This is a genomic window from Planifilum fimeticola (assembly GCF_003001905.1).
Classification (GTDB): Bacteria; Bacillota; Bacilli; order Thermoactinomycetales; family DSM-44946; genus Planifilum; species Planifilum fimeticola.
In genome coordinates, this window is sequence record NZ_PVNE01000022.1 from 47,432 (window position 1) to 61,683 (window position 14,252).

General features: G+C 56.7%; 13 protein-coding genes. 5 read left to right on the top strand and 8 right to left on the bottom strand.

What is annotated here, in order from left to right:
* Positions 1–39: 39 nt before the first annotated feature.
* Positions 40–495 (bottom strand): hypothetical protein, encoded by a 456-nt coding sequence (locus CLV97_RS13005; protein WP_106345957.1) that lies wholly within the window; start codon positions 493–495, stop codon positions 40–42.
* 301 nt (positions 496–796) lie between these two features.
* Between CLV97_RS13005 and moaD the strand changes: the two genes are divergently transcribed.
* Together moaD and CLV97_RS13015 are read left to right on the top strand one after the other, a co-directional pair.
* Complete coding sequence (moaD, locus tag CLV97_RS13010; RefSeq protein WP_106345972.1) at positions 797–1,504, top strand: molybdopterin converting factor subunit 1; 708 nt, start codon at positions 797–799, stop codon at positions 1,502–1,504.
* Positions 1,505–1,530: 26 nt separating this feature from the next.
* Complete coding sequence (locus tag CLV97_RS13015; protein ID WP_425440573.1) at positions 1,531–2,559, top strand: ThiF family adenylyltransferase; 1,029 nt, start codon at positions 1,531–1,533, stop codon at positions 2,557–2,559.
* Positions 2,560–2,700: 141 nt separating this feature from the next.
* Here the strand turns inward: CLV97_RS13015 and CLV97_RS13020 are convergent, their stop codons facing one another.
* Entirely contained in the window at positions 2,701–3,627 is a 927-nt protein-coding gene (locus CLV97_RS13020; protein WP_106345958.1) for an NAD(P)-dependent oxidoreductase, read from the bottom strand.
* Positions 3,628–3,823: 196 nt separating this feature from the next.
* A complete protein-coding gene (locus tag CLV97_RS13025) occupies positions 3,824–4,390 on the bottom strand; it encodes a thioredoxin family protein (protein ID WP_106345959.1) in 567 nt (188 codons plus the stop codon).
* Between the two features lie 243 nt (positions 4,391–4,633).
* Here CLV97_RS13025 and CLV97_RS13030 point away from each other — a divergent pair, with 243 nt between their 5' ends.
* The 3 genes from CLV97_RS13030 to mscL all read left to right on the top strand — a co-directional run bounded on the left by CLV97_RS13030 (position 4,634) and on the right by mscL (position 7,295).
* On the top strand, positions 4,634–5,992 hold the full coding sequence (locus CLV97_RS13030) for a vWA domain-containing protein (protein ID WP_106345960.1): 1,359 nt from the start codon (positions 4,634–4,636) through the stop codon (positions 5,990–5,992).
* Positions 5,993–6,123: 131 nt separating this feature from the next.
* Positions 6,124–6,678, top strand: coding sequence for a DJ-1/PfpI family protein (locus CLV97_RS13035; RefSeq protein WP_106345961.1), 555 nt, complete (start codon positions 6,124–6,126; stop codon positions 6,676–6,678).
* 155 nt (positions 6,679–6,833) lie between these two features.
* Positions 6,834–7,295, top strand: coding sequence for a large conductance mechanosensitive channel protein MscL (gene mscL / locus CLV97_RS13040; RefSeq protein WP_106345962.1), 462 nt, complete (start codon positions 6,834–6,836; stop codon positions 7,293–7,295).
* A gap of 103 nt (positions 7,296–7,398) precedes the next feature.
* Here mscL and gabT read toward each other — a convergent pair whose 3' ends face one another.
* The 5 genes from gabT to CLV97_RS18970 all read right to left on the bottom strand — a co-directional run bounded on the left by gabT (position 7,399) and on the right by CLV97_RS18970 (position 14,212).
* Positions 7,399–8,763: a 4-aminobutyrate--2-oxoglutarate transaminase gene (gene gabT, locus CLV97_RS13045; RefSeq protein WP_106345974.1), complete on the bottom strand. Its 1,365-nt coding sequence runs from the start codon at positions 8,761–8,763 to the stop codon at positions 7,399–7,401.
* Positions 8,764–8,858: 95 nt separating this feature from the next.
* Positions 8,859–10,307 (bottom strand): NAD-dependent succinate-semialdehyde dehydrogenase, encoded by a 1,449-nt coding sequence (locus tag CLV97_RS13050; protein ID WP_106345963.1) that lies wholly within the window; start codon positions 10,305–10,307, stop codon positions 8,859–8,861.
* Positions 10,308–10,515: 208 nt separating this feature from the next.
* The gene (locus tag CLV97_RS13055; protein ID WP_106345964.1) at positions 10,516–11,895 is read right to left on the bottom strand and encodes an APC family permease; all 1,380 of its coding nucleotides are present in this window, start codon (positions 11,893–11,895) and stop codon (positions 10,516–10,518) included.
* Between the two features lie 150 nt (positions 11,896–12,045).
* Positions 12,046–13,488 carry a sigma-54 interaction domain-containing protein gene (locus tag CLV97_RS13060; protein ID WP_245891559.1) on the bottom strand — a complete coding sequence of 481 codons (1,443 nt, stop codon included), beginning with the start codon at positions 13,486–13,488 and terminating at the stop codon, positions 12,046–12,048.
* A 562-nt stretch (positions 13,489–14,050) separates the two neighbouring features.
* Positions 14,051–14,212, bottom strand: a complete 162-nt coding sequence (locus CLV97_RS18970; protein WP_425439139.1) for a transposase — start codon at positions 14,210–14,212, stop codon at positions 14,051–14,053.
* Positions 14,213–14,252: the final 40 nt, after the last annotated feature.

Genomic DNA, 14,252 nt, shown 5'->3' on the forward strand with positions numbered 1-14,252 from the left:
CTGATGTCGAGGAAAACGCGTTCCGACTCGCCCCGACCTCTATTCAGTCTCCTCCACCTCTTCGAACATGTCCCCTTCGATCTTGTCGATGGCCGCACGCAGCTGGTCGGAAATCCGCTTGATCATCTGCGCGCGCTTTTCCCAGGGAAAATCGGGAAACTGCAGGCGCAACTCGCGCATCTTCCGCTGATCGTAATCCAAAAAATTCAGGGCGGCTTCGCATGCCTCCACCAGAGCGTTCCAATCGGATATGGAGACTTGAATCACTTCGTTGGAGGTGTTTTCCGCTTTCATTTCTCTCTCTCCTTTCCCCTCCGAAGGGGAACCGATCCTCTGCACGGTGACGCGGTAAAGGGCACCGTTTTTCGCGACAACTTCCAGGCCTTGATCAGTCACTTCCAAACGGTGGATGGCTCGCTCTTTTTCGTCGGTTCTCTCCAGATGATTGACCATGAGTTCAAATAGCCATCGTACGACATCCTGTTCATCCGTCATGCTTGTTCCTCCTCTTCATTATGATGGAGAGCTGGACCGAACCATCCACATCCCCGAACACATCCTCATCCTTAAAAAACGGCAGAAATGGCAAAATGGTGTACAAGACGCCGTTTCTCTCATGTGATGCGGCTGATATAGTTGATATAATAGAAACCGAAAGAGTTCAAATACCGGTGAAAATTCGCCACAGGACCGGGGAATGCCGCCCTCTCCTCCTGTCAAACCGTCGCATTTCCCTTCCTGTTGTACGGTCGCCGGTATGTTCAGAGGGGAGGAAAACGCCTGCGTGCCCGATATGATGGAGATCGAGGTCCTGTTTTTCGCCGGAATCGCCGAAGCGACCGGAAAGCGACGAACCGCCCTCGCCGTGGAAGAGGGGATCACGGTCGGGGAGTTGATCGATTTGCTGTGCGAGCGATACCCCGACGCCGCCCCGCTGATTCGCCGATCGGTCGTCTCCCTCAACCAGGAATACGCCTCCGCGGATCAGTCCGTCCGGCCGGAGGACGAAATCGCCCTCATCCCCCCGGTCAGCGGAGGGGAAGAGGCGGGCGAAGAAGACCTGTTTGTCGTCACGGAGAAACCGCTTTCCGCAGACCGGCTGATCCGCCTGGTTTCCAATCCCCGGGCCGGCGCCGTCCTCACCTTTGTCGGCACGGTGCGGGAATGGACGCAGGGGAAACAAACCCTTTACCTGGAATACGAGGCGTATAAGCCGATGGCCGAAAAGAAGATGAAGGAGATCGCCGACGAAATTTCCAAGCGTTGGCCCGACGTCCGGGTGGCGATGGCCCACCGGGTCGGCCGCCTGAAGATCGGGGAGATCAGCGTGATCATCGCCGCGGCCGCTCCCCACCGCGGGGATGCCTTCACCGCGGGACGCTACGCCATCGAACGGCTGAAGGAGATCGTCCCGATTTGGAAAAAGGAAGTGTGGGCGGACGGCTCGGAGTGGAAAGGACCCCAGAAGGGGCCGTGGGATCCCCGGGTGGAGCCGTCCTCGTGAGACGAAGCATGTTGGAGGGTGGTCCGATGCACATCGATCGGAAACGCTATTCGCGCCAGATCCTGTTTTCCCCCATCGGAGAGTCGGGACAGGCACGACTCGCCCGATCCCGGGTGGCGATCGTCGGACTGGGCGCCTTGGGCACCGCCCTGGCCAACCACATGGTCCGCTCCGGCGTCGGCACCGTCCGCCTCCTCGACCGGGATTTCGTGGAAGAAAGCAATCTGCAGCGCCAGATGCTCTACGATGAGAAGGATGCCCGGGAGGGTCTCCCCAAAGCGGTGGCCGCGGAACACAAGCTGCGGGCGATCAACTCCTCCGTCCGGCTGGAAGCCCACGTCACCGACGTCACCTGGCAGAACGCCGAGGAGCTTTTGACGGGGGTGGACCTGATCCTGGACGGCACGGACAATTTCGACATCCGCTATCTGATCAACGACGTCAGCATTAAGCACCGCATCCCCTGGATCTACGGAGGGGTTGTCGGTTCCCGGGGAATGACCTTCACGGTCCGGCCGGGCTCCACCCCCTGCCTGCGCTGCATCTTTCCGGACGCCCCCGATCCGGGCTCGGCGGAAACCTGCGATACGGCGGGCGTGATCGGCCCCATCGTCCATATGATCACCGCCCACCAGGCGGCGGAAGCGCTGAAACTGCTGGTGGGGGACGCGGAATCCCTGGACCGGCGGCTCCATCACTACGAATTGTGGCCCTTCCACCATGCGGCGCTCCAAGTCAAAGAGAACCCGCACTGCGTCACCTGCGCCCAGCACCGGTACGACTTCCTGGATCCGGAAAACAAGGAGCCCCGGGCCGTCTCCCTGTGCGGGCGAAAGACGATCCAGATCTCGCCCGCGAAGCCCGTCCGTCTCAACCTCGAACGGCTGGCCCGGAAGCTTTCGCCGGTGGGAAAAGTGGAGAGCACCCCGTTTCTTCTCCGCTTTTCCGTCGACGAACACCGGCTGGTCATCTTCCCGGACGGCCGCATCCTGGTGCAGGGAACGGAAGACCCCGGCGTGGCCCGCAGTCTGGTGAGCAAATATGTGGGAAGCTAGCTGGAACCTGAATCCATGCGACGTCTGACCCTCGCATGAAGGGGTGTACCGCGACCCGTTACGGGAAAGCCCCCGCGCGGCACACCCTTTTTCTGTCCCCGCCGTGCTCCCGGGGTTCACGACGCGCTTCCGCAGAGGACCTCAGTCCGAATCCGCCTTTTCCTTCTTCTTAGGCACCAGTTCCAGGTTGGCCATCCGCTCCACGGCCGTGATCAGGGCCTGGGTCCCCAGCTCATCCCCGCCGTGGGCCTGAACCGACCGGAGAAGCTGATTGACCACGGCGGTCCCCACGAGGGGCAGATTCATCCTTTCCGCTTCCGTCAGCACGATCCGCAGGTCTTTCTGTTGAAACCGGACGGAAAAGCCGGGATCGAGATCCCCCTTGAGAACGCGCGGAGCGTAGTTTTCCAGCGCCCAGGAGGTTCCGGCCCCCCGGGTGGTCACCTGCAGCATCTTCTCCAGATCCACCCCGGCTTTTTTGGCAAAGGCGAGAGCTTCCACCATCGCCAGCAGGTTGATTCCGGCGAGAATCTGATTGCAGGCCTTCACCGTCTGACCGGCTCCCACCGGCCCGCAGTGGACGATGTTTTTCCCCATCGCCTCCAGGACGGGCCGCACCTTTTCCAGAACCTCTTCGTCGCCTCCCACCATGATCGAAAGGGTTCCCTCTCTGGCGCCGATATCGCCGCCGCTGACCGGCGCATCCAGCATGTGGACCCCCTTATCTGCGGCGCGCCGGGCCATCTGGCGGGTCGCTTCGGGGGAGATGGTGCTCATGTCAATCAGGATGGTCCCCGGCCGCGCTCCCTCCAGGACGCCTTCGGGACCCTCCACCACTTCCCGCACGTCGGGCGTGTCCCCCACAATGGTGATCACCACATCGCTTCCCGCTGCCACCTCCTTGGGGGAACCCGCCGTTTCCGCCCCCCACTTCGCCGCTTCTTCCATCTTGGATGCCGTCCGGTTCCAAACGGTGACCGGAAAGCCGGCCCGATGGATGTTGCGGGACATGGAACGGCCCATGATGCCCAAACCGATAAATCCGACACGGAGTGAACGGGGCTCCATGACTGCTACCTCCTTTGCACAATTCGTCTCCCGTCAAATGGCGCCTCAGGCCCCTTTCAGCGGAAGCGCGGGGCCCGCCAGCCTCTCTTCCCGTCCGGGCGGTCAGCCTCCGCGCCCGCCGAACCGACCGCTTCCCCCATATATTTTCTGCCTCGACGGGGCAACTCCTCCCGCACCCAAGCCGATTTCAACGCCCTCAATGACCCAATTTTTCTTGAAGCCGGCTTCGGATGCTCCGTTCCACCGCATCCCAGAGGGAGCGGTCCTCCAACAGGCGCTTTTTGAAGGAGCGGTACATGTCCCTCTGTTTCTCCTCAAACTGCGGATCGTCCTTCGGCGGCAGGGACGCCCGCATTTCCTCGATCAACCGCTGAACTTCCGGCGCCCTCGGCCCCCAGACCGCCCGTTCCTTGCCGTCGGCATCGATGAAGATGAAGATGGGGATCGACCGCGACTTGCCGTTCGTCAAATATTGATCCATCAGCTCCAGGTTCTCGTCCCGGATGAGAAACCTGAGCTCCATGCCGGCCGCCTCGGCCACCCGCATGAGGATCGGCACGCACAACATGGCGTCGCCGCACCAGTCCGCCGTCAGAATGATGGCGCGGAGCCGTTGATCCCGCAATCCCTCGTAAAAGGGACGAACCTCCTCCGGGAGGGGAAAGCGATCATAAATCCCCATCATCTCTTCCCGGTTGACCTGCATCGAGTCGATGTATTCCCGCGTCGTCATTCCCTTTTCAAACCAGTCGTTGAGCGTCATGCGAATCCCTCCAGTCCTTTTTCAATATCATTCTACCATGGCAGGGCCATCCAGTCTCAAGGAGCGGTCCTTCCAACGGGGCGTTTCCTCCGGACTGCGCGCAGTGAAGCGACCAAGCTGGAGCGGACGCCTTTTTTAAGCGGGGTCGGAACTGACACGACCGCGTTTCAATGGTATGATTTTCATTACAATGAATTTCCTAATAGACTTATTGTTTTTTATATTGTAGGAAGGTGGTAGTCGATGAAAAGGCGATCTTTTCTCCTGATCTTTTTCAGCCTTCTTCTCCTCCTGTCCGCCTGCTCGCTGAGTCCCGGCAAATCCGCGGACAAGCCCGAAGAAACAATCAAGCCGGCGGCCAAAGACCCCGAAGGAATGGTCGCCGAGGGACCCGGAAAATTTGCGGGGGATCGATATGACGAGGCGAAGGTTCAGGCGGAATTGAAGAAATGGCCCAAGAACATGACCGCCGATGAGGTGTACAACCGCTTGGTGTGGCTGCTGGCGGAAGATTACAAACCCGTCATCAAAGAAGCAAAGGAGTACAAGCCCTTCTTCTCCTTGAGCAAACTCGGGGATTTTGATCCCAACCGGCAGCAGAATTCGGAAGGGCAAAAGCAAGAAAAGAACAAGAGGAAAAACATCGTCATCCTGATCGACTCCAGCGGCAGCATGGCCGGCAAAGTAAACGGAAACACCAAGATGGAGGAAGCCAAGAAGGCGGTGAAGGAGTTTGCCGGTTCCCTGGAAGGCGACATCCGGATCGCCATCCGCGCCTACGGTCACAAGGGGACCAACCGGGAAAAGGACAAGAAACTTTCCTGCGCCAGCACGGAGGAGCTGTATCCCCTGTCCGCCTATCAAAAGGAGCGGTTCAACCAAGTGATTGATTCCCTGAAACCCTCGGGCTGGACCCCGCTGGCCGCGGCGATCCGGGGAGCGGGCGAGGATTTGGCGTCGGCCCATCCCGAGGACGAGAACATCGTGTATGTGGTCAGCGACGGAATTGAATCCTGCGGCGGCGACCCGGTGAAGGAGGCCAAGGCTTTGCATCAATCCAAAATCAAGGCCGTGGTCAACATCATCGGGTTTGATCTGGATGAAAACAGCCGGAAGGCCCTGGAACAGGTGGCCAAGGCCGGCGGCGGGGAATTCACCCATGTCCGATCCGCCAAGGAAATGAGGGACGGATTTAACATCTGGACATACCTCGGGCGTTCCAGTCAGATCAATCGCTGGTATCTCGACAACTCCAGGGGTCTCTTCTGGAAACGACAAAAGGAATATGAATATATCTGGGAACTTTTGGGAAGCAGCGTTCAACCCGGAAAGATCGGAAGCCTGAGCGACCGGGAATACGAACGGATGGAAGCGGCCGTGGAGTTTCTCATCGACCAGCGGATCATCCCGGAATCGATGGGAGGCTTCGAGGGAGAGGTGACAAAAAAGCTGAACCACCGGCGAAAAATGATCAGGGAATACCAGCGACAGTTGCGTGAACAAAAAATCGGACAGATTGACGAAGAATACAAACGTATAAATGATCTTCTGGAACAAATCAAAAAACAGGAAAACGAAAAGGTTGAAACATATCGGCGATAACGGATGTTCCCAAATCGAACGGAGCCGCCCGTGGACGGTTGCCCCGAAAAACTTTTGATATAATAAAGATGGACCCTTACACACCGGCTTCCTGCGCAGGAACGAATCTCCCTTAAAGGAGTGAGGATCACGTGGCCAAAAAGGTATTGATCGTCACCGGCGATGCCGTTGAAGCACTGGAGATCTACTATCCTTACTACCGCTGCCTGGAAGAAGGGTATGAGGCGGTGATCGCCTCGCCGACCAAAAAAACGCTGCACACAGTGTGCCACGACTTTGAACCCCATATGGAAACGTTCACCGAAAAACCGGCCTACCGCATCGAATCCCATCTCTCCTTCGAAGAGGTGAAGCCGGAGGAATACGACGGGCTGATCATCCCTGGAGGCCGCGCCCCCGAATATATCCGGATGAATGAGCACCTCAAGCCGATTCTCGCCCACTTCTTCGAAGCGGGCAAACCGGTCGCTTCCATCTGCCACGGCTCCCAGGTCCTGGCCCTGGTAAAGGATCACATCAAGGGGAAAGAGATGACCGCCTACCAGGCCTGCCGTCCCGATGTGGAAGCCTGCGGCGCCATCTATCAGACCAACACCCTGCACGTCCACGAAAACCTGGTCTCCGCCCACGCCTGGCCCGACCTGCCGGGCTTCATGCGGGAGTTCTTCAAGCTGTTGAAGCGGTAATGCGGAAACAGACAGCTCGCCGGGCGATCCTTCGGGATCAGCCCGGTTTTTTGCGAAAAAGGGAGTTTGAATTGTCCGACTTGATGGACCGATTCGCCCATCTGTGATACCATATCCATCATCCATCCAACGCGATTTGAAGGAGAGAAGTCCGGATGCTGAAGGAATTTAAAGAATTCGCCATGCGCGGCAACGTGATCGACCTGGCCGTCGGGGTGATCATCGGCGCTGCCTTCAACAAAATCGTCACCTCCTTCGTCAACGACATCCTGATGCCGCCCATCGGCCTGTTGCTGGGACATATCGACTTTTCCAACCTGTTCATCGATCTGTCCGGAAATTCGTACCGGACCCTTTCCGAAGCGAAGGAAGCGGGAGCCCCGACCCTCAATTACGGCGTCTTCATCAATCACGTCATCGATTTTCTCATCGTGGCCTTTGCCCTGTTTTTGCTGATCCGGCAAATCAACCGTTTGGCCAACCTGAAGAAGGAGAAGAAGGCGGAGGAAACCAAGGAGTGTCCCTACTGCTTGTCCGCGGTTCCCGCCAAGGCCACGCGGTGCGCCCATTGCACCTCCCATCTGGCTGAAAAGAATGCGGGTTCCGCTCTGGAATAAGGATCTTTCGCCGCCAACCTCACAAAATGCCGCATCGTGCAAGAACCGGGCTTCCCTCGCGGGATCGCCCGGTTTTGCAGATACCCCGCCTGAAAGCCATTTGTCACACGGCAGCGGGATTTCCGACGACTTCCTCCACCACCTCTTCCACCACGTCCAGGCCTTCCTCCAATTGCTCATCGTCAATCACCAAAGGGCACAAGATCCGGATGACGTTGCTGTAAAGTCCCGCTCCCATGACGGCCACTCCCCTGCGGCCGCATTCGGCAACAATCCGTCCGGCCCGTTCCTTGTCCGGCTCTTTGCTTTCGGGATCCTGAACTACCTCAAAGGCGCACATGGCTCCCAATCCCCGGACATCTCCGATGGCGGGGTGCTTCCGGTGCATTTTTTCAAATCGAGATAAGATCCGCCGACCAATTTGGTTTGCCCGCTCCACCAGTCCGCCTTCCAACATTTCAATCACCTTCAACGCCGCCACGCAGCCGAGGGGACTCCCGCCGTAGGTGCCGCCGATCTCTCCGACGCCGGGGGCATCCATGATCTCCGCCCTTCCCGTCACGGCGCTGATCGGAATGCCGGCGCCGATCGACTTGGACATCGTGATGATGTCCGGAACCACCCCGAAGTGTTCCATGGCAAACATCTTTCCGGTCCGCCCGAAGCCGGTTTGCACCTCGTCGGCGATGAACAGGATGCCGTGTTTTTCACAAAGGGCCTTCAACTCCCGGATAAAGAACGCGGAAGGAACGACAAACCCGCCTTCGCCCTGCACCGGCTCAATGATGACGGCTGCCACGTCTTCCGGAGGGACTTCTCTCAGGAAAATGTCCTCGATCTGTCTCAACACCCACCGGTCCACCTCTTCAGAACTCATGCCTCCGGGGGCCCGATAATAATACGGATACGGCAGCTTATAGGTGTCCGGGGCAAAGGGACCAAAACCGTGCTTGTAAGGTTTCACCTTGCTCGTCAGGGACATGGCGAGGAGGGTTCTCCCGTGAAACCCCCGTTCAAAGGAGAGGATCGCCCTGCGCCCCGTGAATTTCCGAGCGATCTTCACCGCATTTTCCACCGCCTCGGCACCGCTGTTCAAAAAGAACGTTTTTTTCGCGTGGGCACCGGGGGTGATCCGGTTCAGTTCCTCCGCCAGTTGGATGTAGGGCTCGTACATCATCACGTGAAAGCAGGGATGGATGTAGCGATCCAGTTGATCCTTCACCGCCTCCACCACTTCTGGGGGACAATGTCCAACGTTGAGACTGCCGATGGCACCGGCGAAATCGATCAGGGTATTCCCGTCCACATCGGTGACCAGGGCTCCTTCCGCCCTTTGAACGAAGACGGGCACGGTGTTAAAGGGGCCCCGGGGAACATGCTTCTCCCGCCTTTGAAGCAGTTCGCGGCTCCTGGGACCCGGTATATCCGTATTCAAGCGAATATATTTCCTGCCCCCGATATCTTCCATGGCGTTATATCCCCTTTGTTTTTGGTTTTCAGAAATGGGCAAAAACGATGGCGACAAGGAGGGCCTGGACTCTGCCCTCCCGGATTGGATCGATTCTACACCAGTTTGACGGACACGTATTTCGTCTCCAAAAACTCCTCCATCCCGTGCCGGCCGCCTTCCCGGCCGATGCCGCTCTCCTTGAACCCTCCGAAGGGAGCCTGAGCGACGGACGGAAGACCGTCATTGACTCCGACAATCCCGTACTCCAATTGTTCCATGACCCGAACCGCCCGGGAAAGATCCCGGGTGAACAGATAGGCGGCCAATCCGTAGGAAGTGTTGTTCGCCCGGGTGATCGCCTCCTCTTCGGTCCGGAAGGCCTGAACCGGCGCCACCGGTCCGAAGGTCTCCTCCCGCTGCACCAACATCTCATCCGTCACTTGGGCCAGCACCGTCGGTTGGAAGAAGGTCCCCTTCTCCAGCTTTCCGGGAAGACGGCAGCGGTCGCCCCCGATGACGATGCGCGCCCCCTTCTCCACCGCATCGCGCACGTGTCGCTCCGCTTTCATGACCGCCTGTTCATCGATCAGGGGACCGATGGTCACCCCTTCCTCCAGCCCGTAACCCACCTTCATCGCTTCCACGCGCCTCACCAGTGCTTCGGTAAAGGCCTCCGCAACGCTCTCGTGCACGTAAATGCGGTTGGTGCAGACACAGGTCTGTCCGGCATTGCGGAATTTGCTGGCCGCCACTTCCGCTGCCGCCGCCTCCAGGTCCGCATCTTCAAACACGAGGAAGGGAGCGTGCCCCCCCAGCTCCAGACTGACCCGTTTCACCGTGTCCGCCGCCTTTTTCATGAGGATTTTCCCCACTTCCGTCGACCCGGTGAAGGTCAGCTTGCGCACCCGGGGATCCTGAAGCAGGGAGTCCCCGATGGCCTCGGGACGACTTCCGGTAACCAGATTGACCACTCCCGGCGGAAATCCCGCCTCCTCCATCAGCTCCACCAACCGGCAGGCGGTGAGGGGCGTCTGCTCGGCGGGCTTGATCACCACGGTACAACCCGCCGCCAGCGCCGGAGCGATTTTCCGCGTGATCATCGCCGCCGGAAAATTCCACGGGGTAATGGCCGCAACCACCCCCACGGGCTGGCGAAGGACCCAAATCCGCTTATCGGCAAAGGAAGCGGGAATGGTTTCCCCGTAAATCCGCTTGGCCTCCTCTCCGTACCACTGAACAAAGTCCGCCGCGTATTGCACCTCTCCCCGGGCCTCCGCCAGGGGCTTTCCCTGTTCCCGGGTCATGCCTTCCGCCAGTTCATCCAGATGGTCCAACATCAAACGGTGCCAGTTGTGCAGGATGGCCGACCGTTCCTTGGCGGTTCGGGAGGACCAGCCGGGAAAGGCCCGGTGCGCGGCATCCACCGCCTTCCGCACATCCTCCGCCGTGGCCTCGGCGGCGGTTCCGACCACCTCCTTTGTCGCCGGATCCAACACTTCAAAGGTCTCCCCGCTGCCCGAGGCTGTCCACTTTCCGTCGATGTAAAGGCCGTATCGCCTCATCCATGCATTCCTCCTCTGAAAAAAATGTGCAACTTGGGACCGGACACCCTCCAAGCTTGTACTTTCCCTTTTCTTACGCGTCGATCACTCCTTCACTTGCACAAGAAAACGCGGCAGTGCCCATCGTCATCAACACGGAATCTGTTCATCACTTCCACTCGATCAATCGGTTCCTCACCCGTTGCCCCTCTCTCGGACGGCCGAAGATCTATCCTGGAAAATGCTGTTCGGGTGATTCCAGTCTCGTCGGCATGCGCAGCAGCATATAGATGCCGAACAACCACCAACACAGGACGATCACCCATTCATAGGGCCAAATAAGTGCAGCGGGCATCCCCGGGAGATATAGAACGCCGATGAACAAGCTGAGAATCACAGCCACGATTCCCACAAAGGGTCCCTTTCCCGCCCGAAACGGACGCGGCATCTCCGGTTCCTTTTTGCGGAGTACCAAAAAGGAGACCGCCACCAGAAAATACGACAGGACGATGTTCACTCCCCCTGCGTCCACCAGCCAAACCAGCATTTCCCGTCCGAAGAGAGGAGCGATTACGGACAACACCCCGATCAGCAAAATCGCATTAGACGGTGTTTTGTACTTCGGATGCAGTTTGGCAAACCATCCGGGCAGCATGCCCCATTCGGCCATGGCGTACAAAATCCGGCTCCCGCCGATAAAAAAGGCGTTCCAACTGGTCAAAATGCCGGCGATTCCCCCGAGAACCAATATCTTTCCGAACAACGGATGCCCCATCAACGCGGCCAACGCATCCGCCGTCGCCAATTCGACGTTTCCGAGGGATCCGGGATGGAGGCCCAATCCGACAGCAACAATCACCACAATATACCATATCACCGCGAGCAAAACGGAATAGACGAGCAAAATCCCGATCATGCGGGAAGGAATTTTCATCTCCTCCGCCGCCTGCGGAATCACATCAAAGCCTACAAAGAGGAAGGGGGTCATCACCAGCACCGTCAGAAGTCCGTCCAGTCCGTTGACGAAGAACGGGCGAAAATATTCCGGTTCCCCGCCGTTGAAAGATCCGAAGATCAGCAGAACTCCCACAAGTGCCAACAACAGCGTGCAAATCCCTTGAAAAACCGCTGCCGGCCGGATCCCCAAATAGTTGACGACTGTGATCACGATTGCACCGACCACGCCGACCAGAGCCCATGTCAAGGTGACATCATATCCGGCGACGGTCCACAGGTAAACGGCACGATAATTGGGAAACAGATAGTCGACCACCGTCGGCAAAGCCACCGCTTCAAAAGCCACGACGGAAATATACCCCAAAGCAATTCCCCAAGAAGCCACAAAGGAATACCGCGGACCGAGGGCGCGCAGGGTATAAATTTGCTCCCCTCCCACCTTCGGCATCGCGGAAACCAGTTCCGCGTAGGTTAAACCGACGAAGACAACCATCAACCCTCCGATCAAAAAAGCGAAAATGCTGCCGACGCTTCCTGCTTCAGCGATCCAGTCCCCGGCCAAAACCACCCAGCCCCATCCGATCATTGCTCCAAAAGCCAGTGAGACCACATCTTTTTGGGACAATACCCGGACAAGCTGTCGCTTTTCCATCGAACCCCTCACCTCCTGTTCCGCCAACTTTATATTGCAAAATTCATGCCAAACTATAGATTAGACTGAAAAAACATGATTTTTTGCCCCTTGGCCTCTTGATCTCCCTTCCACAGGTTATGCAAAATTACATAACCCCCCCGGTCCTCATCAGTCGTCCGGGGGGAAATATTTGTGCCATTTCCGAACAACGGTGGATTGGCTGATACCCAGCACTTTGGCCATCTCCGTGGTGCTTTTGCATCTTTTTTTCGCTTCAACCAGAATCTTCTTCTCCACTTCAGCCAAGATCGCCGGAAGCGTGCGGTTGCCGTCTAACAAATAGGGTGTGTGGATCTCGGGCTGCTTTACCCTCTCGGGCAAATCCCCCGGTCGGATGACCTCCGTTTCCACCGTCACAACCAACCGCTCGATCAAATTTTCCAATTCCCGAACGTTTCCCGGCCACGAATATTCCAACAAACAATCGATAGCCCGAGAGTCCAGGGTTTTCTCCCGCCGATATTTCTTCCGGTATTTATCCAGAAAATAGCGGATCAGCGGCAAGATATCCTCTTGTCTTGTACGCAGAGGCGGAATGGTAATCGGAACCACGTTGAGGCGAAAATACAGATCCTCTCTGAAACGACCTTCCCTTACCATTTTTTCAAGATCCTTATTGGTGGCGGCGATCAAACGGAAATCCGATTCCCGCAGCCGGGTTCCCCCAATCCGGTAATATCGCTTTTCCTGAATAAACTTCAGCACCTTTACCTGGGCCGAAAAGGAAAGTTCGCTGATCTCGTCCAAAAACAGCGTACCCCCATGGGCCAATTCGGCAAATCCCGTTTTTCCCTTTTTGCTGGCCCCCGTAAAGGAACCCGGTTCATATCCAAAAAACTCCGACTCAAACAGGGCTTCAGGGATCGCCCCGCAATTCACCTCGATAAACGGCCCGTCTGCCCGATGACTTTGTCTGTGAATGTAGCGGGCTATTGCCGTCTTTCCGACTCCCGATTCTCCTTGAAGCAAGACGTTGACATCCACCGGGGCCACCTTCCGCGCCATTTCCAGAGAGCACTTCATAGAGCTGTTAACGGCGACGAACTCGTTGTCTCCCAGTTTTTCTCTTCTTAAAGCATCCAGTTCCGATTGAATTCGAGCCATTTCCTGTTCCATCATGCTCAGGTGCTCTTTTAACCGGACCGGCTCGGTAATGTCCCTGGAATAACAAATCACCCGAAGGATTTCACCGTTCTTTTTAAAAACGGGAATCCCGGTCACCAACACGCGCCTTCCGCCTTTGGTCATTTGAATATCGGTCAATTTGGTTTTTTCCTTCAACACCTTCAAGGTGATGGAGGGCTGGAATACCTTTTCAGACTCCAATTGCCTGACGGTTTTTCCGATCAACTCGTCAGAACGCTTGCCATAGATCTTTTCGAAATTGCCGCTCGCCTTCAGGATTTTTCCCTTGCCGTCGGTGATGATCACATCGTCATAAAGAGAGCTGATCATCGTGTCCACATCCAGCCAAGAGAGATTTTCCTCCCGGGCGGAAGGGGCATCCTCTTCCGGGGTCAATAAAAAAATCCGGCGCCGGGAATATGTCACTCGCCAGACACGCCACCGACTCCCGCAGAAGTGAATGTTCCGATTTCCTTCGGACCGAAATCGCCCGAGTTCGGGAATGAACTGATCCATCCGCATTCCGAGAATCTCGTCTTCCTTCTGATCCAAAAGGGAACAGACAACCCGGTTGGCGAAAGACAAATTTTCGCGTTCATCAAGAACAAACGCCGGAAACGGAAGATTCTGAAGAAACCGTTCGACCGTCGTCCAGCCCTTTTTTCCCATGATGTGTCCCCTTCCCGAAAACCCGTACCTCATTATGCATTTTATCATAAGTTATTCATTTCCGCATAATCGATATAGTTGAATAATACCTCTGTAAAGGGAGACTCGCAACCGATTGTCTCCAAAATAGAGGGAGTGTACACACAGTAAATGCGATGGCAAAACAAACATGCCTCTCTTAAAAAGTTTTTTCTTGCGGAAATATAGAAACACTGTGTAGTCTCCCAAAGAACTACACAGTGCTCCTGCTGTTCCGCACAAAAAATTTGACAAATACCGTAATCCCAGTGCAACACTTTATATGCCTCACTGCTAGAAGCTATTTCAAAATTCGGTTTACACACCAAATAATGAATGCGATCAGGCAAAAAGCTCTATATATATGCAAATATCGGTCATACCGAACTACCAACCGACGGTAATTGGTCATCCACCCGAAGCAGCGTTCAATGATCCAACGCCGGCGGTATCCCTCTCCCACACGGATGGGGCGGCCACGACGGGGTTTGCGGCTTTTTCGA

Coding starts and splice junctions, on each gene's coding strand:
- CLV97_RS13005 (WP_106345957.1), bottom strand. CDS start 495: ATGACGGATGAACAGGATGTCGTACGATGGCTATTTGAACTCATGGTC.
- moaD (WP_106345972.1), top strand. CDS start 797: ATGGAGATCGAGGTCCTGTTTTTCGCCGGAATCGCCGAAGCGACCGGA.
- CLV97_RS13015 (WP_425440573.1), top strand. CDS start 1,531: ATGCACATCGATCGGAAACGCTATTCGCGCCAGATCCTGTTTTCCCCC.
- CLV97_RS13020 (WP_106345958.1), bottom strand. CDS start 3,627: ATGGAGCCCCGTTCACTCCGTGTCGGATTTATCGGTTTGGGCATCATG.
- CLV97_RS13025 (WP_106345959.1), bottom strand. CDS start 4,390: ATGACGCTCAACGACTGGTTTGAAAAGGGAATGACGACGCGGGAATAC.
- CLV97_RS13030 (WP_106345960.1), top strand. CDS start 4,634: ATGAAAAGGCGATCTTTTCTCCTGATCTTTTTCAGCCTTCTTCTCCTC.
- mscL (WP_106345962.1), top strand. CDS start 6,834: ATGCTGAAGGAATTTAAAGAATTCGCCATGCGCGGCAACGTGATCGAC.
- gabT (WP_106345974.1), bottom strand. CDS start 8,763: ATGGAAGATATCGGGGGCAGGAAATATATTCGCTTGAATACGGATATA.
- CLV97_RS13050 (WP_106345963.1), bottom strand. CDS start 10,307: ATGAGGCGATACGGCCTTTACATCGACGGAAAGTGGACAGCCTCGGGC.
- CLV97_RS13055 (WP_106345964.1), bottom strand. CDS start 11,895: ATGGAAAAGCGACAGCTTGTCCGGGTATTGTCCCAAAAAGATGTGGTC.